At 46.8% G+C, this 23,695-nt stretch carries 21 protein-coding genes; 12 read left to right on the top strand and 9 right to left on the bottom strand.

Features of this window, described 5'->3' with window-relative positions; all coding sequences use genetic code 11:
• Window positions 1–6: 6 nt before the first annotated feature.
• Entirely contained in the window at window positions 7–858 is an 852-nt protein-coding gene (locus tag QMA41_RS21165) for a thymidylate synthase (RefSeq protein WP_038163705.1), read from the top strand.
• Between the two features lie 268 nt (window positions 859–1,126).
• Here QMA41_RS21165 and QMA41_RS21160 read toward each other — a convergent pair whose 3' ends face one another.
• Window positions 1,127–2,275 carry a Na/Pi symporter gene (locus QMA41_RS21160; protein ID WP_327196145.1) on the bottom strand — a complete coding sequence of 383 codons (1,149 nt, stop codon included), beginning with the start codon at window positions 2,273–2,275 and terminating at the stop codon, window positions 1,127–1,129.
• Between the two features lie 405 nt (window positions 2,276–2,680).
• Here QMA41_RS21160 and nhaR point away from each other — a divergent pair, with 405 nt between their 5' ends.
• Together nhaR and QMA41_RS21150 are read left to right on the top strand one after the other, a co-directional pair.
• Entirely contained in the window at window positions 2,681–3,571 is an 891-nt protein-coding gene (gene nhaR, locus QMA41_RS21155) for a transcriptional activator NhaR (protein WP_019275515.1), read from the top strand.
• Window positions 3,572–3,698: 127 nt separating this feature from the next.
• Window positions 3,699–4,004: a metalloregulator ArsR/SmtB family transcription factor gene (locus tag QMA41_RS21150; RefSeq protein WP_006957719.1), complete on the top strand. Its 306-nt coding sequence runs from the start codon at window positions 3,699–3,701 to the stop codon at window positions 4,002–4,004.
• 95 nt (window positions 4,005–4,099) lie between these two features.
• Here QMA41_RS21150 and rpsT read toward each other — a convergent pair whose 3' ends face one another.
• Window positions 4,100–4,360, bottom strand: coding sequence for a 30S ribosomal protein S20 (gene rpsT / locus QMA41_RS21145; protein WP_006957718.1), 261 nt, complete (start codon window positions 4,358–4,360; stop codon window positions 4,100–4,102).
• Between the two features lie 260 nt (window positions 4,361–4,620).
• Between rpsT and murJ the strand changes: the two genes are divergently transcribed.
• From murJ to ispH, 6 genes are all read left to right on the top strand, one after another.
• Complete coding sequence (gene murJ, locus QMA41_RS21140; RefSeq protein WP_065740717.1) at window positions 4,621–6,183, top strand: murein biosynthesis integral membrane protein MurJ; 1,563 nt, start codon at window positions 4,621–4,623, stop codon at window positions 6,181–6,183.
• 72 nt (window positions 6,184–6,255) lie between these two features.
• Window positions 6,256–7,191 carry a bifunctional riboflavin kinase/FAD synthetase gene (ribF, locus tag QMA41_RS21135; RefSeq protein WP_043006911.1) on the top strand — a complete coding sequence of 312 codons (936 nt, stop codon included), beginning with the start codon at window positions 6,256–6,258 and terminating at the stop codon, window positions 7,189–7,191.
• A 64-nt stretch (window positions 7,192–7,255) separates the two neighbouring features.
• Window positions 7,256–10,084 (top strand): isoleucine--tRNA ligase, encoded by a 2,829-nt coding sequence (gene ileS, locus QMA41_RS21130; protein ID WP_038164760.1) that lies wholly within the window; start codon window positions 7,256–7,258, stop codon window positions 10,082–10,084.
• Between the two features lie 76 nt (window positions 10,085–10,160).
• Window positions 10,161–10,673: a signal peptidase II gene (gene lspA / locus QMA41_RS21125; RefSeq protein ID WP_006957711.1), complete on the top strand. Its 513-nt coding sequence runs from the start codon at window positions 10,161–10,163 to the stop codon at window positions 10,671–10,673.
• A gap of 116 nt (window positions 10,674–10,789) precedes the next feature.
• Window positions 10,790–11,221 (top strand): FKBP-type peptidyl-prolyl cis-trans isomerase, encoded by a 432-nt coding sequence (fkpB, locus tag QMA41_RS21120; RefSeq protein ID WP_006957709.1) that lies wholly within the window; start codon window positions 10,790–10,792, stop codon window positions 11,219–11,221.
• 26 nt (window positions 11,222–11,247) lie between these two features.
• Window positions 11,248–12,213: a 4-hydroxy-3-methylbut-2-enyl diphosphate reductase gene (gene ispH, locus QMA41_RS21115; protein WP_281630551.1), complete on the top strand. Its 966-nt coding sequence runs from the start codon at window positions 11,248–11,250 to the stop codon at window positions 12,211–12,213.
• A 185-nt stretch (window positions 12,214–12,398) separates the two neighbouring features.
• Here the strand turns inward: ispH and QMA41_RS21110 are convergent, their stop codons facing one another.
• Entirely contained in the window at window positions 12,399–13,883 is a 1,485-nt protein-coding gene (locus QMA41_RS21110; protein ID WP_281630550.1) for a carbon starvation protein A, read from the bottom strand.
• 207 nt (window positions 13,884–14,090) lie between these two features.
• Between QMA41_RS21110 and QMA41_RS21105 the strand changes: the two genes are divergently transcribed.
• Complete coding sequence (locus QMA41_RS21105) at window positions 14,091–14,441, top strand: DUF2799 domain-containing protein (RefSeq protein WP_006957703.1); 351 nt, start codon at window positions 14,091–14,093, stop codon at window positions 14,439–14,441.
• A 35-nt stretch (window positions 14,442–14,476) separates the two neighbouring features.
• Here QMA41_RS21105 and murQ read toward each other — a convergent pair whose 3' ends face one another.
• From murQ to QMA41_RS21085, 4 genes are read right to left on the bottom strand one after another with little or no spacing between them, the layout of a single operon-like run.
• Window positions 14,477–15,400, bottom strand: coding sequence for an N-acetylmuramic acid 6-phosphate etherase (gene murQ, locus QMA41_RS21100; RefSeq protein WP_006957700.1), 924 nt, complete (start codon window positions 15,398–15,400; stop codon window positions 14,477–14,479).
• 12 nt (window positions 15,401–15,412) lie between these two features.
• Window positions 15,413–16,522: an anhydro-N-acetylmuramic acid kinase gene (locus QMA41_RS21095; RefSeq protein WP_281630549.1), complete on the bottom strand. Its 1,110-nt coding sequence runs from the start codon at window positions 16,520–16,522 to the stop codon at window positions 15,413–15,415.
• Window positions 16,515–17,393: a BadF/BadG/BcrA/BcrD ATPase family protein gene (locus tag QMA41_RS21090; RefSeq protein ID WP_281630548.1), complete on the bottom strand. Its 879-nt coding sequence runs from the start codon at window positions 17,391–17,393 to the stop codon at window positions 16,515–16,517. The genes QMA41_RS21095 and QMA41_RS21090 overlap by 8 nt, the downstream gene beginning before the upstream one ends.
• Entirely contained in the window at window positions 17,390–18,982 is a 1,593-nt protein-coding gene (locus QMA41_RS21085; RefSeq protein ID WP_281630547.1) for a sodium:solute symporter, read from the bottom strand. The genes QMA41_RS21090 and QMA41_RS21085 overlap by 4 nt, the downstream gene beginning before the upstream one ends.
• Window positions 18,983–19,216: 234 nt before the next feature.
• Here QMA41_RS21085 and QMA41_RS21080 point away from each other — a divergent pair, with 234 nt between their 5' ends.
• The gene (locus QMA41_RS21080; RefSeq protein WP_006957693.1) at window positions 19,217–20,065 is read left to right on the top strand and encodes a MurR/RpiR family transcriptional regulator; all 849 of its coding nucleotides are present in this window, start codon (window positions 19,217–19,219) and stop codon (window positions 20,063–20,065) included.
• A gap of 9 nt (window positions 20,066–20,074) precedes the next feature.
• Window positions 20,075–21,058 carry a beta-N-acetylhexosaminidase gene (nagZ, locus tag QMA41_RS21075; RefSeq protein WP_038164740.1) on the top strand — a complete coding sequence of 328 codons (984 nt, stop codon included), beginning with the start codon at window positions 20,075–20,077 and terminating at the stop codon, window positions 21,056–21,058.
• Window positions 21,059–21,101: 43 nt separating this feature from the next.
• Here the strand turns inward: nagZ and btsR are convergent, their stop codons facing one another.
• Together btsR and QMA41_RS21065 are read right to left on the bottom strand one after the other, a co-directional pair.
• Window positions 21,102–21,824, bottom strand: coding sequence for a two-component system response regulator BtsR (gene btsR / locus QMA41_RS21070; RefSeq protein WP_006957689.1), 723 nt, complete (start codon window positions 21,822–21,824; stop codon window positions 21,102–21,104).
• A gap of 9 nt (window positions 21,825–21,833) precedes the next feature.
• Window positions 21,834–23,510, bottom strand: coding sequence for a sensor histidine kinase (locus QMA41_RS21065; protein ID WP_281630546.1), 1,677 nt, complete (start codon window positions 23,508–23,510; stop codon window positions 21,834–21,836).
• Window positions 23,511–23,695: the final 185 nt, after the last annotated feature.

Below are 23,695 nucleotides of genomic sequence, written 5' to 3'. Positions count from 1 at the left end.
ACGGGTGTGAAACAGTATTTAGATCTCTGTCAGCGAATTGTTGAGCAAGGTGAGTGGATTGAAAACGAACGTACAGGCAAACGCTGCCTGACGGTTATCAACGCTGATCTGACTTATGATGTTGGCCACAACCAGTTCCCATTAGTGACAACGCGTAAAAGCTTTTGGAAAGCCGCGGTGGCTGAGCTACTCGGTTATATTCGTGGTTACGACAGTGCGGAAGATTTTCGCAAGCTCGGTACCAAAACTTGGGACGCTAATGCAAACCTAAACCAAGCTTGGCTCAATAACCCTTATCGAAAAGGTGAGGATGACATGGGCCGCGTTTATGGTGTTCAGGGGCGTGCTTGGGCTAAGCCTGACGGTGGTCACATAGACCAACTTCGTAAGATTGTTGATGATTTAACGCGTGGGGTTGATGACCGCGGCGAAATCCTCAACTTCTACAACCCAGGTGAGTTCCATATGGGGTGTTTACGCCCTTGCATGTATAGCCATCACTTCTCGTTGTTAGGTGATACGCTTTACCTCAATAGTACTCAGCGCTCATGTGATGTGCCTCTTGGGCTGAATTTCAACATGGTTCAGGTGTACGTGTTCTTGGCTATTATGGCTCAGATTACAGGTAAAAAACCGGGGCTGGCTTACCACAAGATAGTGAACGCTCACATCTATGAAGATCAGCTTGAGTTGATGCGTGACGTTCAGTTGAAGCGAGAGCCTTTGGCATCACCTACGTTCCATATCAACCCGGATATCAAGTCTCTAGAAGATTTGGAAACTTGGGTCACGCTGGATGATTTCTGGGTTGAGGGCTACGAGTACCATGATCCGATCCAATACCCATTCTCAGTGTAATCAGCACGAGTTGTTAAAGAGCCGCCTATCGCAGGGCGGCTTTTTTATGCGAGAAAGAACGGGCGGCACCTTATGGAGCGTTTTGGTACTGGAAAGTGGGATCGAGCGTCGCCTCGTTGAAAACTAGTATTGTTCACTTAACCACAACTTAGCTCTTTAGCTCATCCGCAGGATGAAACCCCGTTCCCTTCTTCATCAGCTAAGCGTAGACAAACAAAAAAGCCCGCAACCTAGGTTGCGGGCTTTGAATAAGCGATGGTTCTTCGAATTAAGCAGTCAGCGCTAGGATGCTACCTGGCAGTACAAGGAATACCGCAATAAGGTAACCAGCCACTACAGCTTTGTTCTTCACAGCCATATCAGAGATGATGTCAGCGGCTTTAACTGGTAGTTCACGTAGGAACGGAATACCAAAGATAAAGACTGTGGCTAGGATGTTGAACGCTAGGTGTACCAAAGCAATTTGTAGAGCGAATACCGCGAACTCACCTGATGCTGCTGTTGCCGCCAATAGTGCGGTAATACATGTACCGATGTTGGCACCTAGAGTGAATGGGTATACATCACGAACTTTCAGTACACCTGAGCCAACCAGTGGAACCATTAGGCTGGTTGTTGTTGATGAAGACTGAACCAGTACAGTAACCACAGAGCCAGAGAAAATACCGTGAATCGGGCCACGACCAATAGCGCTCTTTAGAATTTCACGAGCACGGCCAACCATTAGGCTCTTCATCAGTTTACCCATCACAGTGATAGCAACGAAGATGGTTGCGATACCAATAACGATAAGTAGTACGCCACCGACAGTATCACCAAATGTAGCAAGAGGCTCTTTCACTGCGCTTACAACAGGCTTAGTGATTGGCTTGATGAAGTTTAGGCCTTTCATACTCATGTCGCCAGTCGCTAGGAATGGTGACACTAACCAGTGAGAAATTTTCTCCAGAATGCCAAACATCATTTCCAATGGTAGGAAAATAGCAACGGCCAGAAGGTTAAAGAAGTCGTGAATTGTTGCACTTGCAAAAGCACGTTTGAACTCTTCTTTATCACGAATGTGACCAAGGGAAACCAATGTGTTGGTTACTGTAGTACCAATGTTTGCACCCATAATCATTGGGATTGCGGTTTCTACTGGAAGGCCGCCAGCCACTAGACCAACGATAATCGATGTCACTGTGCTAGAAGATTGAATAAGAGCTGTTGCGACAAGACCGATCATCAGGCCTGCTACTGGGTGAGATGCGAATTCGAACAAGACTTTAGCTTGATCGCCTGTTGCCCATTTAAAGCCACTGCCTACCATAGATACTGCTAGAAGCAGTAGATATAACATGAATGCCAAGTTAGCCCAGCGTAACCAGCGAGTAGTGCTCGATATAGGCGCCGCTGTAGTAGTAGCTTGGTTCATAATTTTTCTCCGTGGACCGTATTAAGTTTGTATTGGTCGGTTGTTGAAACTGTGGGCGATACTAGATGGGAAATATTTCATTAATATTACAGTTGTGTGTAATAGAAAATTATTTATCTGGACACGGGTTTAGTGCATGTATTTTTAAATTTACATGCATTTTAATGCTTTGATAAATAATGAAATTTTTGTTTGTTTTTGAAGTCTTAAGATTTGTGTTGAAAGAGGGCTTATTTCACAAAATCGCAATTTTTAGCCAGCGATTCTGACACAAGGCTGTCATATAACTTTTTTGTGTTTTCGGTAAAACTATCTACTTTCAAATAAAAGAAAGGTTTTTTCGAGTTATTGTTGTCATCTGAAGGTTCTGCTATAACCATAGCCATATGTAATACAGAGAGATTTTTCATGTCGCACTTAAATTACAACCATCTCTATTACTTTTGGATGGTATGTAAACAGGGTTCAGTGACCAAGGCGGCCGATGCTTTGTTCCTTACTCCTCAAACGGTAACAGGGCAAATTAAAGCTCTAGAAGAGCGCATGGATGGCAAACTGACCAAAAGAAATGGCAGAAGTATTGAGCCCACGGAGCTGGGACAGCTAGTGTTTAAATACGCTGATCGTATGTTCGGTCTGAGTTACGAGATGCTGGATATCGTCAACTATAGCCAACGCTCTAATATCCTGTTTGATGTGGGGGTGGCGGATGCCTTATCTAAACGATTGGTCAGTAAGATTTTAATGACTACAGTGCCACCCGATAACAGCATTCATCTGCGTTGTTTTGAATCAACGCATGAAATGCTGCTTGAGCAGCTTGCTCAGCACAAATTAGATATGATTTTGTCTGATTGCCCGGTCGACTCTAGTCAAAGCCCTGGTTTGTACAGCAAAAAACTGGGGGAGTGCAATATGAGCTTTTTTTCTAGTAGCACTGTGGATCAGGCGCGTTTCCCGGCAGTATTGGAGCAAAGAAAGCTGTTGATACCGGGTAGCCGCACGGCAATGGGACGTAAGGTCTTACAATGGTTTGATCGACAAGGTCTTCAGCCGAATATTCTGGGAGAGTTTGATGACGTTGCATTAATGAAGTCATTCGCTCGTTACCATCATGATGTCATCTTTCTTGCACCTTCTTTATATGTATCAGAGGTAGAAAGTGATTTACCTTTGCAGTTGATTGGACACATCGATGAACTCAAAGAGGAATATTACGTTATTTTTGCTGAGCGAATGATTCAACACCCAGCGGTGAAGAATGTCTGTGATGCAGACTTCACGAATCTCTTCCAGTGAGGTTCTTTTTCATTTCTACAAATAGATTACTGGATGTAAATAGATTAGTATCAGCTATAAATGTATCAATTTATAAATTGCAGGCTGAGATTTGTTGATGTTTTGTTGTTTCAAGGGGTACTAGCCGATGAATTTACAAGAAATGGAAAAGAATTCTGCCAAAGCGGTGGTACTACTGAAAGCGATGGCGAATGAGAGGCGCTTGCAGATTTTATGCTTATTGCATAACCAAGAATTGTCAGTTGGGGAATTGTGTAGCAAGCTTGAGCTGAGTCAGTCTGCGTTGTCGCAACATTTAGCCTGGCTGCGCCGTGATGGCTTAGTGAATACACGTAAAGAAGCACAAACTGTGTTTTATACATTGAGTAGCGAAGAAGTGAAGTCGATGATCCATCTATTGCACAGTTTATACTGCAGCGAAGCTATGGATTAGGTGTGACATGAGAGCTGGGCGGCTCAGTACTGAATTTGAGATATAAAAAAACCGGCGTTAGCCGGTTTTTTCTTCACTGGGGAATCAGAGTTCTATTAAAGAGCTTTGATTGCAGCAGCGAAACGAGACTTATGACGAGCTGCTTTATTCTTGTGAATAAGGCCTTTAGTTGCCATACGGTCTAGGATAGGTGTAACTACAGCGAATGCAGCAGTTGCAGCTTCTTTGTCGCCTGCTTCAATAGCAGCAACAGTTTTCTTCATGTAAGTGCGCATCATAGAACGACGGCTAGCGTTGTGCTGGCGACGTTTCTCAGCTTGGATAGCGCGCTTCTTAGCAGATTTACTATTTGCCAAGGGTCTAACTCCCAAAAACTTAAGTTCGGTGACAATTTAAGGGCGAGGAATATCCCTCATTTGCGCTTAAATGTCAAATGATTTGTGTAAAAACCAATCGGAGCCAAACAAATTTTGGATTAGATAGGTCTTCACGGTTAAGATGGCGGGGATTCTATCAGTATTTTTTTTTCATTGCTAATACTAATCTGCTCTAGCCCTGACATTCCTGTCATAGAGTGGAGCCTTATTGAAAGTATTGCAGGATTCCCGAGGTAGCTGTGAGTAAACGTCTGCTCAAGTCAGGCATGATTGTTAGTGCTATGACTTTGATTTCTCGTGTGCTTGGTTTAGTGCGCGATGTAGTAGTGGCGAATTTGATGGGGGCGGGCGCCAGTGCTGACGTCTTCTTCTTTGCCAATAAAATTCCGAATTTCTTACGCCGTTTGTTTGCTGAAGGGGCGTTTTCTCAGGCGTTTGTACCAGTATTGACGGAGTACCATGCCGCAGGCGATATGGACAAAACCCGCCAGTTGATTGCCAGAGCAGCGGGTACTTTAGGCGTGCTGGTCTCTATTGTTACAGTGCTAGGAGTTTTAGGTTCTGGTGTGGTTACGGCACTGTTTGGCTTTGGCTGGTTCCTTGATTGGATGAACGGTGGTCCATCGGCTGAAAAATTTGAGTTGGCGAGCTTTATTCTCAAAATCACCTTTCCTTATTTATGGTTCATTACTTTTGTCGCGTTATCTGGTGCGATTCTCAATACCATGGGTAAGTTCGCGGTGTCGTCTTTTACGCCAGTGTTTCTCAACGTCATGATCATCCTCTCTGCGTGGTTTATTTCGCCGAATATGGCGCAGCCTGAAATCGGTCTTGCTATTGGGGTGTTTCTTGGCGGCTTGGTTCAGTTCTTGTTCCAGATCCCTTTCCTTATTAAAGCAGGAGTCATGGTGAAGCCTCAATGGGGATGGCGTGATCCTGGAGTAGTGAAAATCCGCACTCTAATGATCCCTGCTTTATTTGGTGTATCGGTCAGTCAGATCAATTTGCTGTTTGATACCTTTATTGCCAGTTTCCTTCAGACAGGCTCTATCAGCTGGCTCTACTATTCTGATCGCCTGTTAGAATTCCCGCTTGGATTGTTTGGCATTGCCATCGCAACGGTCATTTTGCCGGCACTATCACGCAAGCATGTCGATTCCCACAGTGACGGTTTCTCACATACGATGGATTGGGGAGTCCGCATGGTGACACTGCTTGGTATTCCAGCGATGCTAGGTTTGATGGTATTAGCGAAACCTATGCTGATGGTGCTGTTTATGCGTGGTGAGTTCAGCCCTCAGGATGTTCAGTTTGCTTCGATGTCTCTGGTGGCCTATGCCTCTGGCTTGCTCAACTTTATGCTGATCAAAGTGCTAGCGCCGGGGTATTACTCTCGCCAAGACACTAAAACACCGGTCAAATATGGCATCATTGCTATGGTGACCAATATGGTCTTTAACGCCATTTTTGCTTGGTTCTATGGCTATGTTGGTTTGGCAATCGCAACGGCGTTGTCTGCGTTTGTTAACATGTCTCTATTGTATAGAGGTTTACACGTAGCGGGTGTTTACAAGCTGACGAGCCGCACGGTCGTTTTTGTTGCTAAGCTGGCTTTGGCTGGAGGGCTGATGGTTGCAGCGATTCTCTGGCAATTAGAAGACATGTCAGTGTGGCTGACGTGGAGCCTGTTTGAGCGAGTGATGTCACTGACCATTTTGATTGGATTAGGTGCGGGTGTTTACCTGGTATCGCTCCTCATAATGGGTGTGCGTTTAAAAGATTTAAAAGCAGCGACAGAATAAGTAGGATTAGTATATAATCCGTCAGTTTCACGCTTTGCTAATAATAAAAGAGACAGGAATTAGAAGCTTCCAATGGAATTGATCCGAGGTATTCACAATATCAAAGCACACCATTCTGGGTGTGTCCTGACGATAGGAAACTTCGACGGTGTGCATTTGGGTCACCAAGCAGTACTGCGTCAAGTATCTGAACAGGCAGCCAAATTAGGTTTACCTGCTACGGTCATGACTTTTGAACCTCAACCTTTGGAATTGTTTGCAAAAGAGAAAGCACCAGCACGATTAACTCGGCTGAGAGACAAATTTGTTCAACTGAGCAAATTGAACATAGAACGCTTACTTTGTGTGAATTTCAACAAGCGCTTTGCTAATCAGACTCCGGACGAGTTTATTAGCGACTTGTTGGTGAAGCGATTGGGTGTTAAGTTTCTCGTCGTTGGTGATGATTTCTGCTTTGGCAAAGGCCGCAAAGGCAACTTCAAGATGCTTAAAGAAGCTGGTGAAAAACACGGCTTTGAGGTGGTGAGTACCCAAAGTTTCTGTCTTGAGCAATTGCGTGTCAGCAGTACTGCGATACGCGAAGCATTGGCAAGCGATGAGTTGAACTCAGCAGCAGAAATGCTGGGTCGAGATTACAGCATCAGTGGTCGAGTATCACATGGTCGTAAGCTAGGAAGAACCATTGGTTTTCCTACCGCGAATATCCCACTGAAGCGTTGCGTGTCACCTGTATCGGGCGTTTATGTCGTTGAGGCCTTAGGCCTTGGAGGCAAACCGATTGGGGGCGTAGCAAATATTGGCAACCGTCCAACCGTGAACGGGGTTCGCCAGCAACTAGAAGTACATTTGTTTGACTTTCAAGCCAATTTATATGGCAAGCAGCTAGAAATCGTACTTTTACATAAGCTTCGCGATGAGCATAAATTTGACTCATTTGAAGCATTGAAACAACAAATTGAATTGGATGCTGAAGCAGCAAGGGTGTGGCTGCGTCAGCGTAATCGCTAAACGGTCTAGTCCACCGCTTGGCATAATGTCTAACATTCGCCCAACACAACGGAATTAAGAATCGATGAGTGAGTATAAAGATACCCTGAACCTACCTGAAACAGGGTTTCCGATGCGCGGCAATCTGGCGAACCGCGAGCCAGAAATGCTTAAGCGTTGGTATAAAGAAGACCTTTACGGTGAAATCCGTAAAGCGAAGAAAGGCAAAAAATCTTTCGTTCTACACGATGGCCCTCCATACGCCAACGGTGACATTCATATTGGTCACGCACTAAACAAGATTCTTAAAGACATTATTATTAAATCCAAAACACTTTCAGGTTTTGACGCTCCTTACATTCCTGGCTGGGACTGCCACGGTCTACCTATTGAATTAATGGTAGAGAAAAAGGTTGGTAAGCCAGGTCAAAAAGTGACAGCCGCTGAGTTCCGTCAGAAATGTCGTGACTATGCTGCTGGCCAGGTTGAAGGTCAAAAAGAGAGCTTCAAGCGCCTAGGTATCATGGGTGAGTGGGACAAGCCTTACCGCACTATGGATTTTGCTACTGAAGCAAACATCATCCGTGCACTTGGTAAGATTGCTGATAACGGCCACCTACTAAAAGGTTTCAAACCTGTTCACTGGTGTACAGACTGTGGCTCTGCGCTTGCCGAAGCAGAAGTCGAGTACAAAGATAAAGTATCGCCATCGATCGACGTACGCTTTAAAGCGGCAGATGAAGCAGCGCTTCTCTCTAAGTTCTCATTGAACGAAGGTCATGAAGGTGAAGGCGAGATCTCTATCGTTATCTGGACAACTACACCATGGACACTGCCAGCAAACCGCGCAGTCTGTCTACGTGATGATCTAGAGTACGTATTGATTCAAGTCGAAGGCGATTCTAAAGAGCGAATCATCGTTGCTTCTGAGCTAGCGAAAGACGTGATGGATCGTGCGGGTATCGAGCACTTCCATAACCTTGGTTTTGCCAAAGGTAGCGATCTTGAACTATCTCAGTTTAACCACCCGTTCTACGATTTCACCGTTCCTGCGATCCTTGGCGATCACGTAACAACGGATTCTGGTACTGGTGTGGTTCATACTGCACCTGGCCACGGCCAAGAAGACTTTGCAGTCGGTAACAAGTACAACCTAGAAGTCGCTAACCCAGTAGGTTCAAACGGCGTTTACCTGCCGGATACTGAGCTATTTGCTGGTCAACACGTGTTCAAAGCGAACGACGCAGTTGTTGAGACGCTAAAAGAGAAAGGCGCGCTTCTACATCATCACGCTTATGAGCACAGCTACCCACATTGTTGGAGACACAAAACGCCAATCATCTTCCGTGCAACACCACAGTGGTTCGTCTCTATGGACCAAGCGGGTCTACGTGCAAAAGCACTAGAGTCAATCAAAGGTGTTGAGTGGATGCCTGAGTGGGGTCAAAGCCGTATCGAAGGTATGATTGAAGGTCGCCCTGAGTGGTGTATCTCTCGTCAACGTACCTGGGGTGTGCCAATCGCTTTATTCGTTCATAAAGAAACGGCAGAGCTTCATCCAAATACGATCGAATTAGTAGAGAAAGTGGCTCTGCTGGTTGAAGAAAAAGGCATCCAAGCTTGGTGGGATCTAGAAATCTCTGACTTACTAGGTGAAGAAGCGGATAAGTACGAGAAAGTACTGGATACGCTAGACGTATGGTTTGATTCAGGTGTGACTCACTACTCAGTGGTTGATGCTCGTGAAGAGTACAACGGCGCGTCGGCAGACCTATATTTAGAAGGCTCTGACCAACACCGTGGTTGGTTCCAGTCTTCGCTCATTTCATCTATCGCGATGAAAGACGAAGCGCCATACAAGCAAGTGCTTACTCATGGCTTCGTGGTTGACGGTCAAGGCCGTAAAATGTCGAAATCTATCGGTAACGTGGTTGCGCCAAAAGATGTGACTAACAAGCTAGGTGCTGACATTCTGCGTCTATGGGTTGCTTCAACGGACTACACGGGTGAAGTTGCGGTTTCTGATGAAATCCTAAAACGCTCTGCAGATGCATACCGTCGTATTCGTAACACTGCGCGTTTTTTCCTTGCGAACCTAAGCGGCTTTAACCCAGCAACGGACCTTGTTCCTGCTGAAGAAATGGTGGCGCTAGACCGTTGGGCTGTAGGTCGTGCACTGGCTGCTCAAGAAGAGATCGTGAAAGCGTACGGTGAGTACAACACTCACGCAGTAACACAGCGTTTAATGCAGTTCTGTTCTATCGAAATGGGCTCATTCTACCTAGACGTAATTAAAGATCGTCAGTACACAGCGAAACTTGGCGGCCACGCTCAACGTAGCTGCCAGACTGCGCTTTACTACATCGTAGAAGCGCTTGTTCGTTGGATGGCGCCAATCATGTCGTTCACTGCAGACGAGATCTGGAACGAGATGCCGGGCGAACGCGATAAGTTTGTATTCACAGGCGAGTGGTACGAAGGTCTGTTTGGTCTAGCTGAAGGCGAAGAGCTTAACAACGAATTTTGGGCTGAAATCCAAGCGGTTCGTGGTGGTGTGAACAAACTGCTAGAAGATGCTCGTAAAGAGAAGACCATTGGTGGTTCTCTGCAAGCAGAAGTGACCCTTTATGCTGATGACGCACTAGCGGCGAAACTAAGCAAACTTGAAGATGAGCTGCGTTTTGCACTACTGACGTCAGCAGCGGTTGTTAAGCCTCTAAGCGAGAAGTCAGAAGCGGCACAAGCAACTGATGTTGAAGGCCTGTTTGTTGAAGTGAAAGCAACGGAAAACGAGAAGTGTGACCGTTGCTGGCACCACACTCCAGACGTAGGCACAATCGAAGGTCACGAGAAGATCTGTGGTCGTTGTGTGTCTAACGTTGATGGAGAAGGTGAAACACGTCGCTTCGCGTAATTTATAGCAACTAGAAGTTGAACTTTATTGAGATAATATAGCCCCAGTACTGACTGGGGCTACTTTTAGGAATTGTATGAGCGAACAAGCACTCACTTTAAAGCAATCTGGCGTGCGCTGGTTGTGGCTAGCATTGGTTATCTTTCTAGCGGATATTGGTATTAAGCTGTTTGTGATGGATAACATGGGTTATGGCTGGGCGAATCGCATTGAGGTGTTGCCTTTCTTTAATCTGCTTTACGTACATAACTACGGTGCTGCATTTAGCTTTCTGAGCGATCAGGCTGGCTGGCAACGTTGGTTGTTTACGGGGATCGCTTTTGCGGTAACCGCTATGCTGACTTACTGGATGAGTAAACTGCCAGCAAAAGAGAAATGGAACAATGTGGCTTATGCCATGATCATCGGTGGTGCGGTGGGTAACGTGTTTGATCGTGTGGTACACGGTTATGTTGTCGATTACCTAGACTTTTTCTGGGGTGACTACCACTGGCCAGCGTTTAATTTGGCAGACAGTACAATTTGTATTGGTGCTGCAATGATTATCCTTGATGGATTTCGTAAAAAAGACGCTGAAAAAAAAGCGTAAGCTGATAATGTTTGAATAACCCTAAGCGCTGTCTGTTGATTCAGAGAGCGCTTTTTACTATAACGAAGCCTCTATTGAATAGAAGCCAATATCTCCAATAACAAGGAAACAGTATTGTGACCACTATTGTCCAGGAATCCGCAGTAACGCTGCATTTTACTATCAAACTTAAAGATGGCTCGGTTGCGGATAGCACGCACAACATGGGTAAGCCTGCCAAGCTCGTGATCGGTGATGGCAGCCTAAGTGAAAACTTTGAGCAATGCTTGCTAGGACTTGAAGTGGGTGAGCAAAAGGCGATTGAACTGAAAGCGGAAGATGCCTTTGGTGCGCCGAATCCAGACAATGTACATCATATGGATCGTGCAAGATTTGTTGGTGATGCAGAAGTTGAAGTGGGCACAATCATGGCTTTCTCTGGCCCTGATGGCATGGAAATCCCTGGAATCATTACCGAAATTGCGGGTGACTCAGTGACGGTTGATTTCAACCACCCGCTAGCAGGGCAAGATGTGACTTTTGAAGTTGAAATTTTGTCAGTAGAATAGCGGCCTGAAGCGATAAAATAATCACTATGAGCAATGAAATGAAAATTCTTTTAGCCAACCCACGTGGCTTTTGTGCAGGTGTTGATCGCGCGATCAGCATTGTTGAGCGTGCATTAGAAATGTATCAACCACCGATTTATGTTCGTCATGAAGTCGTGCACAACCGATTTGTGGTCGAGGGTCTTAAGCAAAGAGGCGCTATCTTTGTAGAGGAGCTTCATGAAGTGCCAGATGACAATATTGTGATTTTCTCTGCTCATGGTGTGTCTCAGGCTGTTCGTAAAGAAGCGAAAGAGCGTGATCTGACCGTCTTTGATGCGACTTGCCCACTGGTAACCAAAGTTCATATGGAAGTGGCTCGTGCAAGCCGTCGTCATATGGAAGTGGTCTTGATCGGTCATGCTGGACACCCTGAAGTCGAAGGTACAATGGGCCAGTATGCCAGTGAACAAGGTGGCATGTACCTAGTAGAGACGCCAGCGGATGTGGCCGCTCTCAAAGCAAAAGTCAAAGATCAGAGTAATCTGCATTACGTAAGTCAGACGACACTGTCTGTAGATGAAACCGCTGATGTAATTATTGAGCTACGTCGCGTCTTCCCAGAGATTCAGGGGCCACGCAAAGACGATATCTGTTACGCTACACAGAATCGTCAGGATGCAGTACGAGAAATGGCAACAGACGTTGATGTCGTGATTGTTGTCGGTTCTAAAAACTCATCTAACTCGACTCGTCTCAAAGAGCTGGCTGAAAAGCTGGGCACTCCAGGGTATCTGACAGATTGCCCGGAAGACATCGAGCCCGAATGGTTTAACGATAAGGTGAAAGTGGGTGTTACGGCGGGGGCGTCAGCGCCAGAAGAGCTGGTTAATCAGATTCTGGAACGCATCAAAGAGCTTGTCGGCACACGTTCGGTAGAAGAAGTACTCGGCCGTGAAGAAAACATGTTCTTTGAAGTACCAAAAGAGCTACAGATTAAACAGGTCGACTAGAGACTTGAAAGGACAACAAGGCGGCATTAAGTCGCCTTTTTTACATCTGCTTTAAATGCAGAAAACTGATTTTAATCTGATTTTTCGCTAGCGTGAGCATTTTGCTCATCGACGTTTGTAAAGCAGTTTTCAGACACAAGAAAAGGCTCCCTAAGGAGCCTTAATCAATATGCCAGTCTATAGGCTTAAGCGGTTTCAGTCGCTACTTTTGGCTTGTCTTCATCCGCTAGGTCAGTTTCCCCTTTGCCTTTAGACTTTTTGATGACGTAGGCCGTTGTCACGAGTGAGAACAAGATACCAGCGATGGTAGAAACGTTCATTGGCAGACCAAACCCTAGCGTGCTGTTGTTTAGGATAAAGGTCACCACGACAGTCGTCATAAAGATTGCTGGAATCGTAGTGATCCAGTGCCGCTTGTTGTGACGAAGTAGGTAAGCTGAAGCCGTCCACAGCATCATGACTGCTGTCGTCTGGTTAGCGAAGCCAAAGTAACGCCAGATAACACCGAAGTCTACCTGAGTTAGGATGCCACCAATCACGAAAAGAGGGACAGCCATCAGTAGGCGGTTACGCAGCGTTTTCTGTTCCATGTTGAAGTACTCAGCCAAGATCAAACGGCTAGAGCGGAACGCAGTATCACCGGATGTAATTGGTAGAATCACGACACCTAAGAAGGCAATCACACCACCAAATACACCAAGCAGGCCAAACGAAGAACTGTATACTACGTTACCTGGGCCGCCGTCTTTCACGGCTTCAGAAAGCGCATCAAGGTTACCGAAGAAAGATAGAGCAATCGCACACCAGATAAGCGCAATCACACCTTCACCAATCATGGCGCCGTAGAAAACGAATCGACCGTTTTTCTCATTCTCCATACAACGAGCCATCAAAGGTGACTGAGTAGCGTGGAAACCAGAGATAGCACCACATGCGATGGTGATAAATAGCGCTGGCCATAGTGGCATGTCGTTCGGGTTCAGGTTAGTGAACATATCCGTTACCTGAAAATCACCCATTACGGTGTGCTCGCTAGATAGCGCAACCGCTGTCATTAGGCCAACCGACATAAAGATCAGCAGAGCACCAAACAGTGGGTAAAAGCGACCAATGATTTTGTCGACAGGAACGATAGTGGCGATGATGTAGTAAGCAAAAATAGCAATGACCATAGTCGTCATGCTGACAGACAGGCTGGTCTGATCGTTGATCAGGTTAGTGATCATCCCTGCTGGTGCTGAAACGAATACCACACCGACCAGAAGCAATAGGACAATGGCAAAGATATTCATAAAGTGTTTTGCACCATTGCCTAGATAGCGGCCTGTGATTGTTGGCACAGAAGCGCCACCGTTACGTACCGACAGCATGCCGGAGAAGTAGTCGTGCACGGCACCAGCGAAAATACAGCCAATGACAATCCACAGCATAGCAGCTGGGCCGTAAAGCGCGCCCATGATAGGACCGAAGATAGGGCCAACACCAGCGATGTTCAGAAGCTGAACCAGATAGACTTTCTTGGTCGACATTGGAACATAGTCGACGCCATCAGCTTGTGTGTGGGCTGGAGTTTGGCGTTTTTCATTGATGCCGAAAACTTTCTCAACAAATGCCCCATAGATGAAGTATCCACCTATCAAGGCTGCAACACAGGTTAAAAACCACAACATAGCACTCGTTCCTTAGTGATAATTTAATAAGTTCAGTCTGGATATTACGCTGACTCGAAACAATCCACATTGGGATCTCAATTGAGTGGTCGTATACCCAATTGAGTGGTATTTGGCACCATTAAGCGGTTTTTCCTCTTTGTGAGTGGCAATGTTGAGGATTTAGTGGTTTCATTAATAGAGTTTCTATAAAAACAAGGAAAAACAATGAGAAAACTCATTTTTCTGATGTTGGTATCGACCTTGATGGCTTGCGCTGCCAGTACTGAACAACTTGCCAAGGAAGGAGATTGGTATGAGATTGGGTACCAAGACGGCGTACGCGGTCAAGCTCAGCGTCCGTTTAAAGAACTGGCCAGCTTAGGCAGTGTCAAACAGGGCGACTATGACCAGGGTTACCTGAGCGGAATTAAAGAATACTGTAACCCGAATGTGGCCTATCAGATTGGTTTAACGGGGCAATATTATGAGGGCGTGTGTGAAGGCACGGCAGATGCGCAGAAGTTTCGAATGGAATGGAAGCGTGGTTGGGATGAACACGCTAACGAGTATTACTAAATAAAAAGGCTTGGTGTTTACCAAGCCTTTTTACGTTAATGATTGTGATTTTCTACTGCTCGTCTCAGGAAGCCTTCCTGATGTTGGAGCTGGTTTCTGGCACTGTCGACGTCCATTCCGGTCAGGATCATTAAGATGGCAAGCTTTACGTCATATTCCGTTTGCTCTAACACCGTGACTGCCTGCTGCTTATCACACTCAGTCGCCTGCATGACAATACGAGCGGCACGTGCGACCAGCTTCTTGTTGGTCGCTTTCACGTCAACCATTAAGTTTTGATAGCTTTTGCCCAGTCGAATCATGCTGGCTGTAGTCAGCATGTTGAGAACCAGCTTCTGCGCCGTTCCCGACTTTAATCGTGTTGAACCTGTTAACGCTTCAGGGCCTACTACTGGGCTAATCGCGATTTGTGCGACTTCTGCAATGATGGAATCCGGGTTACATGATAGAGCCACTGTAGTCGCTCCAAGGTCGTTGGCGTATTCCAGCGCACCAATAACGTAAGGCGTTCGGCCGCTAGCTGCAATTCCTACCACGACGTCTTTATCGCTGAACTCAATCGACTTCAAATCAGCAACGCCAAGCTCCGGCGAATCTTCCGCGCCTTCTTTGGCTTTGAGGATAGCATCTGGGCCGCCTGCAATCAGGCCGATGACCATTTGATCGGAGACGCCAAAAGTCGGAGGGCACTCCGAGGCATCAAGGATCCCCAAACGTCCGCTAGTACCAGCGCCCATATACACTAAGCGGCCACCCGACTTGAATGCTTGAGTGATTTTGTCCACCGCCTGAGCAATTTCAGGCAGCACTTTTTCTACTGCGAGTGGAACGAGTTTATCTTGCTGGTTAATTCTTTTAACGATTTCCAGAGAAGGCAGCAGGTCAATATCCATCGTTTCTGGGTTACGACCTTCAGAAACCAAATGGGAAAGCGCTGCGATTAGTGCATCGTTGGTCATAATCGTCCTTATTTAATCGGCAAAGTACATCACACCAAGAGAAGCAGGATGGCTCGCTCCGGTGACTTCTGGCAAATTGCTTGGCAGGTTGTGAATGCGGCGATAGGCAAGCCAAGCAAATGCCATCGCTTCCATATTCTGACTGTCGACACCTTGTGAGTCTGTAGAATCGACAGACCAAGCAGGTAGTAGCTCTTTCAGGCGATTCATCAACAGTGGATTACAGGCGCCACCGCCACAAACCAATAGTTGTGGCTGCTCTCCCAGCGAGTACTTTTCGACCTCGGAGCTGATGGTTTGTGCGGTGTATTCGCACAGTGTTCGCTGAACATCTTCAGCGCAGCAGTTATGGTTGCTCAGAATAGCCTCTAACCAAGGTAAGTTAAACAGCTCTCGCCCTGTGCTCTTGGGTGCTTGTTGCGCAAGGTAAGGCTCTTGAAGTAGGGTGTTGAGCAGTGCTGTATCGACATGACCTTTCTGTGCGAACAAGGCGTCTTTGTCGTAAGGCTGGCCTTGGTGCTGGTGACACCAAGCGTCCATCAACATGTTGCCCGGCCCGGTATCATAACCAATGACAGGGTGATCAGGGCGAAGCACGGAGATGTTGGCAATTCCGCCAATATTGAGCACGACTGTGCTCGATGTATTTGATTGAAACAGCGACTGATGGAAGGCTGGAACCAGTGGTGCGCCTTGCCCACCCAGAGCTATGTCTTTACGCCTGAAATCGGCAATTGTTGTAATGCCGGTCCGTGTTGCAATGATATTGGCATCACCGATCTGAGTCGTGAACGGCGCGTCACCTGTTGGCTGGTGGAAAACCGTCTGACCGTGGTTACCGATCGCAGTAATTTGATCTTTACCGTGACCTGTTTTTTCAAGTAAGGCTAACACTGCTTCGGCATACAAATGGCCTAATTGGTGATCCAGCGTGCCTACCTGTTTTAAATTGGTTTGTTGGCCGAGACAGATATCGAGCACTTGTTCTTTAACCGCCAAAGGTATTGGGTAATCGGCATAATCGATTAACTGAATGTGTCCGTCACTTACTTCAACTAGTGCGACATCAATACCGTCCAAGCTGGTGCCAGACATGATGCCAATATAAAGCTCTTTATCCATTGCGAATTTCCACCTGTTGTCTGGCTAACAGAGTTGCACCGTCCAGTGCGTCTCCTTTCGGGGTGATGAGGCGTGAGCGCCATTTATCACTGATATGTTGCTGATAGTATGCGCCCAAACTTCCTAAAAAAGCGATATCTAACTCATTATTTTCACAGCACTTTGTCACAAGCTCATCAATATGAATCTGCCCACGTCTAACAATCTCATGGCTTACTGGGCAGCCTTGATACGCGTGGTCCAAAAGGGCGGGGACCAATTGCGCGAAGCGCGAAGCATTCGCTGTGGTCAACCATTGTAAAATATCGCCGCGCTGGTTTCCCAGATGCTGAGATAGATAGTCGGTCAACGGGCTAGTAGTTTGCTGTTCAACGGCTTCAATTAATGCCTGTACGGCCTGTTGCCCTAGCCAAGCGCCACCACCTTGATCGCCAATTGGAAAGCCCCAGCCGCCATACATTTGAGTTGAGCCGTCGGCCTCTAGTCGGGTAGCGACACTGCCTGTACCAATGGCGAGGCAGTTCACGGCCTGACCTTGATTGACGCCCAACAAAGAAATATGTGCATCGGTTGTGACTAAGTAGTTAGGGTAGCTGAGTAGCGACCGCTCAAGTGCTTGTCTTGCATTGACGTTGCCAGCGCCGGCAACGCCAATGACAATGAATACCTGCTGAGGCGTCAGTTTTACTTGTGCTAGGCAAGTTTCAATTGCCTCCCGTATTTGATGGTGGGCCTGCTCTTTTTGTTGCGTCAGAGAAGACGGGCCAACAGTCAAGATGAAAGCTGGGTTAGTCGCTAGCGAGTCTAAAGCTGTCAGACGTAAGGCGGTTTTGGTTCCGCCTCCGTCGATTGCAAGTAAATGCGTAATCATAGTCGAGCCGTTTGCAGTTGCTCTTGTGGCTGTGCTTTACCACACAAGCAGACACCAAATGACACTAAGGTACCGATACAAAGCTGATAAGGGAACGCTAAGCTCAGCCCTGCCCAATCTGGATTGATGAGCCCGAGCGTGTTGTCCCAAACATAAGCCTGCAGCAACAGTGTGGTCAGGAAGCCTGCGACCAGTGCCATCGCAACCGAACGCTCACTGCCTCGGTCCGTAAACAGAGCGGTAAAATAGACACCAAGGAGACCCGTGTAGGCAAAGACCATCACACTGAGTGCGAACGCGAGCAGTGGCATATCTGTATATTGCTGCCAGTAGAAACACAAGATTCCCATGCTACCAAGTGCAACCGCCGCAATTGCCATTCCAAATCGACCGACTTTGACATAGTGCACGTCATCTTGCTGGCCATCACGAGCTTCTTTCCATGGCTTGTACAAGTCTTGAGTAGCAACGGAAGACATTGAATTAAGACCTGAGTTCAGTGTCGACAGCGCCGCAGCGACAACCCCTACCGTCACGAGGCCACGTAAGCCTGCTGGCATTTCGTTCAGTACGTAGTACATAAAGATAGTGACATTTTCGCCATTGAAGCTCTGTACGACATCTTGTCCTTCAACTCCCATCAGGTCAGGACGCTGGTAGAACACATACAATAGTAAGCCAATGGTCATAAAAATCAGAACAATCGGCAGTGAAAAGACAATCGAGTTCACCATCGCTTGTGAGCCTTGTTTGGCGTTCTTACAGGTTAAAACACGCTGAGTCATATCTTGGTCGAGGCCAAACGCACCGATATTCAGTAGCACGAAGCCAGTGATACAAGCCCAGAAGCTAAAGGTTCCTGCTGGTGAGAAATCAAGGCTAAAGTCGAGTAAGGTAAGTTTAGAAGCCTGATCTGGCCCTGGGTTCTCTAGGACGTGCATGATTTGGCTAAAGTCTGCTGGAATCTGACCGAGCAAATAAATGATAACGGCCAGCGCCGCGCCGACATAAACAATTAACTGGATCAGGTCACTCCAGATTACCGAGCGAATCCCACCCATGTAAGTGTAGGCAAGGCCAACAACGACCAAAATAACAACCGAAGCGATAACGCTGGTTGGGTTGATGTTGGTAAACAGAATCATCGAGACCGCAATCGCTGCCATATACAGTCGTGAACCAGAAGCAAAAACGCGTCCAACCAGATACATCAGCCCGGCACGTTGCTTGGTTTTCTCGCCAAAACGTACTTTGAGTAATTCATATACGGTCGACACTTTATTCTGGTAGAAGCGTGGGATCAGAATCCAAGCAACGAACAGAGCGCCGAGAATACCGCCTATATTGGTGGCTAGGTAAGTTAAGTCACCACGGTAACTGGAATCTGGGCCACCTAGAAATGTCGCCGCTGACTGAGATGTTGCCAGAACGGAAACGGCCACTACCCACATTGGCATACTATTCCCACCAAGGAAGTAATCCTTAGTGGAAGTAATTTTGACTCGGCTGAAATGCCAGCCAGTATAGGCAATGATCGCAAAGTATAAGGCGAACACAGCCCAGTCGAGAGAGGTAAATAAAGAATTCATCGCAGCTCCATAGCCTGAATCATGTAGGGAATCTATTTATCGTTTTTTAGCAGTATGCTGATATGAATAGTTCATTCCTAAGTCTATTCTTTGATGGAATAATGACCGCTTTGATTCTATGATCCTGTTCTCAGTTCACGCGTTAGTCTATTCCAAATTTATGCTTGGATTGGAATAACTATTCCCCAGCTTCACGTGGCTGAGTACACTGCATATCAAACAGAGGAGGGGAAGATGAAAGGTTTAGCTCGAATTCGTGCACTGTTACCTCAGCTTTCACCAGCAGATAACAAGATAGCCCGATATTTACTCGAATACCCTCAACAGGTAAAACAGTTCTCCTCTCCCGAACTGGCAAAAGCCATCGGTGTCAGCCAGTCGACAATTGTGAAATTTAGTCAGAAGATTGGTTACAGCGGCTTCTCCGATTTGAAAATTCGCTTATATGAGAGTGAATTGGCGTATCAACCCAGTTCAAAGAAAGCGATTCACGGCACCATCTCACGCAGCGATAACATGGCTCTGGTGATGGCTAAGTTATTATCGAGTAAACAGCAGTCACTTGACCGAACTGTAGCACTCAATGATGCAGACACGATTCAGCAAGCGGCAGGCTACCTGCACTTAGCCGGAAAAATTCAGATTGCGGGCGTTGGCGCTTCTTCGCTGGTCGCCAAAGATTTGAGCTACAAGCTGACCAAAATTGGCCATGCGGTGCACTGCGAGTACGATGCACATATTCAGATAGCCAACGCCGCAGCGCTGAGTGAGAACGATGTGCTGGTTGCGTTGTCGTATTCCGGGCGAAGTCGAGAGGTGCTGAGCATTGCTCAACTGGCACGCAGTAAAGGCGCTAAGGTGATCATCATCAGTCAGCTGGCTCCGACACCATTGGATAGATACGCCGACATCAAACTGATGACGGCGGCAGATGAGGAGCAGATAAGAAGCTCTTCCATTACAGCACGAGACAGTCAGCTGCTGATGACAGACTTGCTCTTCATTGCGTTAACTCAGCAGGAAGAGAGCGCTGACCAATTAATTGAACAAAGTAAATCCGCTGTTGCGGTTTTAAAACAGTAAGGAATGATTATGGGACCTTTATGGGTTGATGTAGAAGGTTGCGAACTGACCGCAGAAGACAGAGAAATTCTTGAGCACCCAACCGTCGGTGGCGTCATTCTGTTTGCCCGCAACTATCACGATAATGAGCAGTTGCTGGCCCTGAACAAGTCGATTCGTCAGGCTGCGAAACGTCCGATTCTTATTGGCGTTGATCAGGAAGGCGGCCGAGTTCAACGTTTCAAGGAAGGCTTTTCCCTTATCCCTGCGGCGGAATCCTATGCCAAGCAAGCGAATGGCGAAAAGCTGGCTGAACAAGGCGGTTGGTTAATGGCGGCAGAACTGATTGCTCATGACATCGATCTAAGCTTTGCTCCGGTACTGGATAAAGGTCATGAGTGTAAGGCGATTGGTAGCCGCTCATTTGGTGAAGATGTCGATACCATCATCCGCCACAGCAATGCTTACATGCGCGGCATGAAAGCGGTGGGCATGGCAACGACAGGCAAACACTTTCCCGGCCACGGCGGTGTGATTGCGGACTCGCATCTGGAAACCCCTTATGATCAGCGAGATACCATTCTCGAACAGGATATGGCGATTTTTAAAGCTCAGATTGAGGCGGGGCTATTGGATGCGATGATGCCTGCGCATGTGGTGTTCCCTCATTATGACGACCAGCCTGCCAGTGGCTCTGAGTTCTGGCTCAAGAATGTGCTGAGAAAACAATTGGGCTTCAATGGCATTATTTTCTCTGATGATCTGACGATGGAAGGCGCATCTGTAATGGGTGGCCCAGCTGAGCGTGCTCATCAGTCTCTGGCATCGGGCTGCGACATGGTGTTGGTGTGCAATAAGCGTGATGCGCAGATTGAGGTGTTGGATAACCTGCCTGTAATGGAAACGCCACAAGCAACTGAGCTATTGAAGAAACAATCTTTCACTTTGTCTGAGCTGCGTAGCAGTGATGAGTGGAAGCTAGCATCCGAAGCCATGAAACGCGTTATTGGATAAGTTAAAAGTAACGAGCGAACAAGAGCCGCAATAGCGGCTCTTTTTAGTGGAAGCCGAGCATTTCTTTTAGCGTTTTCAGGTAGCGACGGCTGACGGGAATCGGGTGATCACTGACTGTGATGATCTCTGCCAATCCGTTTTCCAGCAATTTGATTTCTTTGATCGCTTTGATGTTAACCAGAAACTGGCGGTGGCAGCGCACCAGAGGTGTTTTCTCTTCGAGCACTTTGAGCGTCAGCTGTGAGGTGGCTTTTTGTTCTTCTGTCTGGACATGAACACCACTTATATCGCTGTAAGCAAACTCCACATCTTGCGTCGGAATGATGACAATCCGATTCAGGCCAATACAAGGCACCTGATCTAGGCTAGATGGGGTGATCGCTGAGACTTGTTCCTGAGTATTACTGCTGACTGACCTAAGAAGGCGTTTAATGGTTTTGTCCAACCGACAGGTATCTACCGGTTTCAATAAGTAATCGAACGCGTTGTCTTCAAACGCCTGAATAGCGAACTCATCGTAGGCGGTGACAAACACAACTTTTGGCATGGTTTCAGGATCAAGCATCCCAAGTAGCTCAATGCCCGTGATTTGCGGCATCTGAATATCGAGAAAGACCACATCGGGTTTAAGCTGGTTAATCTTTTTCAGACCTTCGATCGCATTGCTGGCCTGATCAATGACAGTGATTTGGCCCGATTCTTCAAGCAGCTCAGTCAGCTCTTCACGCGCAAACAGTTCATCATCTATGACTAAAGCAGAAAGCATATCCGTGTCCTAATCCATTTTCTTTTCGGGAATGAGGAAGCTCATTCTCGTCAGTTGGTGTGGCGTTACATCAATATTGAGTGATGCCGTCTGACCAAATTTGTTGGTCAAACGCTTATCGACGATTTGCATCCCGAGCCCCTGATGATTGTCGGCTGGTGGTGTGTAACTGCCTGCATTGTCTTCCACACACAGCTGATAACCCTGCGCAAGTTTCTGGCTGTAAATGCGGATCTTTCCTCCTTCCAGTAGATTCGATATGCCATGCTTAATGGCGTTCTCTACCAAAGGTTGCAGGGTAAAGGTCGGCAGTTTTCGCTCCAGCAATGCGGAATCAATATCAATATCCACTTCTAATCGGTCGGTAAAACGCGCTTTTTCGATGGTGAGATAAGCGTTAACGTGCGCCAATTCTTCTTTAAGAGTAACCGTTTCTACATCTTGTTTGAGGTTACTGCGGAAGAAATGTGACAAGTGCTGAATCAACTCACGAGCTTTAGGAGGGTCGCGACGAATGACGGCACTGATGGTGTTTAGCGCGTTAAACAAAAAGTGTGGGTTTACTTGCGCATGCAGCAATTTTATCTCTGCTTGAGAGAGTAAAGTGCGTTTCTGTTGGTAGTCACCAAATAGGATCTGACTGGAAAGCAACTGTGCTATCCCTTCGGCCATCGACATATTGATGGTCGAAAACAGCTTACGTTTCGGCTCGTACAGCTTAATGGTGCCAATTACTTTATCTCCTGAGTGCAGAGGAATAATCAGCGCAGAGCCCAGTTTGCAACTTTTAGAGATTGAACACTGATATGGCTTGTCTTTGCCATCGAGGTAGATGATGTCGTTACGTGAGATTGCATCGAGTGTACTTTGCGAAGAGATCGGCGTTTCTGGTTTATGGTGATCGTCACCAATGCCCACAAACGCGAGGATCTTCTCATTGTCAGTGATCGACACGGCGCCCACATTGGTTTCTTCGTAAACGATTCGAGCAATCTTTTCCGCATTTTTCGTGTTGAAACCAGAAGCGAGAATACCAACCGACCGTTCGGCGATATTCAATGCCCGGCGCGAGAAGGTGGCGGAGTACTCTTCAAAGATAGTTTTTCGATCCTGCAGTATGCTCATAAATAGCGCTGCGCCGACTGAGTTTGCGATGATCATTGGGGCGGCAATCGCAGAGACTAATGAATATGCCTGATCAAATGGTTTGGCGACGATCAAAATGATCGCCATTTGGGCGATCTCTGCCACTAAGGTGACCGCAAACACCACGCTTGGGTTAAACAGTTGGGCACCTTTGCCCCGCCTGAGCAGGTAGGTGTGTAACAAGCCACCAATCAAACCTTCCGCGGTGGTCGAGATAGCACAAGCAAGGTCGGTAAACCCGCCAAGCGAGTAACGATGCAAACCGCCAGTTAACCCGACAAAAAAACCAACCACTGGCCCACCAAACAAACCACCCATCACGGCTCCTATCGCTCGGGTATTGGCAATCGCATCATTGATCTGTAAGCCAAAGTACGTCCCCATGACACAAAACAGGGAGAACAGTACGTAGATGCTGAGTTTGTGCGTCAGGCGATTAGAGATACTCAGCAGTGGCAGGAAAATGGGGGTTTTACTTAGCATATAAGCAAGGACTAAGTAGACACACATTTGCTGAAGTAAGGAAAGAATGAGATCCATGAGTGAAATAATATGCTGGGCTATAGGCATATTTTAGAAAAGATAAGTTGAAGAAAACATGCATGAGTCGAAGTTTTTCAACTAACTAGCTCAAATTATAGATATGTAAATTAATATTTACATTGTGTTTTTTTATGTGTACACCTTGAAATTTGTTTTTAGGCTGTTATTTTATGCTTAATCCA

This window comes from Vibrio sp. St2 (assembly GCF_947311885.1).
In the GTDB taxonomy this organism is placed as follows: domain Bacteria; phylum Pseudomonadota; class Gammaproteobacteria; order Enterobacterales; family Vibrionaceae; genus Vibrio; species Vibrio coralliilyticus.
This window is presented reverse-complemented; position numbering and strand designations above follow the sequence as displayed.

Excerpts from the sequence above, each read along its gene's own strand:
- QMA41_RS21085 (WP_281630547.1), bottom strand. The coding sequence starts at position 18,982 with ATGAATTCTTTATTTACCTCTCTCGACTGGGCTGTGTTCGCCTTATAC.
- QMA41_RS21090 (WP_281630548.1), bottom strand. The coding sequence starts at position 17,393 with ATGATTACGCATTTACTTGCAATCGACGGAGGCGGAACCAAAACCGCC.
- QMA41_RS21065 (WP_281630546.1), bottom strand. The coding sequence starts at position 23,510 with ATGGATCTCATTCTTTCCTTACTTCAGCAAATGTGTGTCTACTTAGTC.
- QMA41_RS21095 (WP_281630549.1), bottom strand. The coding sequence starts at position 16,522 with ATGGATAAAGAGCTTTATATTGGCATCATGTCTGGCACCAGCTTGGAC.
- QMA41_RS21150 (WP_006957719.1), top strand. The coding sequence starts at position 3,699 with ATGAATTTACAAGAAATGGAAAAGAATTCTGCCAAAGCGGTGGTACTA.
- lspA (WP_006957711.1), top strand. The coding sequence starts at position 10,161 with ATGAGCGAACAAGCACTCACTTTAAAGCAATCTGGCGTGCGCTGGTTG.
- QMA41_RS21105 (WP_006957703.1), top strand. The coding sequence starts at position 14,091 with ATGAGAAAACTCATTTTTCTGATGTTGGTATCGACCTTGATGGCTTGC.
- ispH (WP_281630551.1), top strand. The coding sequence starts at position 11,248 with ATGAGCAATGAAATGAAAATTCTTTTAGCCAACCCACGTGGCTTTTGT.
- QMA41_RS21080 (WP_006957693.1), top strand. The coding sequence starts at position 19,217 with ATGAAAGGTTTAGCTCGAATTCGTGCACTGTTACCTCAGCTTTCACCA.
- btsR (WP_006957689.1), bottom strand. The coding sequence starts at position 21,824 with ATGCTTTCTGCTTTAGTCATAGATGATGAACTGTTTGCGCGTGAAGAG.
- ribF (WP_043006911.1), top strand. The coding sequence starts at position 6,256 with ATGGAATTGATCCGAGGTATTCACAATATCAAAGCACACCATTCTGGG.
- ileS (WP_038164760.1), top strand. The coding sequence starts at position 7,256 with ATGAGTGAGTATAAAGATACCCTGAACCTACCTGAAACAGGGTTTCCG.
- QMA41_RS21110 (WP_281630550.1), bottom strand. The coding sequence starts at position 13,883 with ATGTTGTGGTTTTTAACCTGTGTTGCAGCCTTGATAGGTGGATACTTC.
- nhaR (WP_019275515.1), top strand. The coding sequence starts at position 2,681 with ATGTCGCACTTAAATTACAACCATCTCTATTACTTTTGGATGGTATGT.
- nagZ (WP_038164740.1), top strand. The coding sequence starts at position 20,075 with ATGGGACCTTTATGGGTTGATGTAGAAGGTTGCGAACTGACCGCAGAA.
- murQ (WP_006957700.1), bottom strand. The coding sequence starts at position 15,400 with ATGACCAACGATGCACTAATCGCAGCGCTTTCCCATTTGGTTTCTGAA.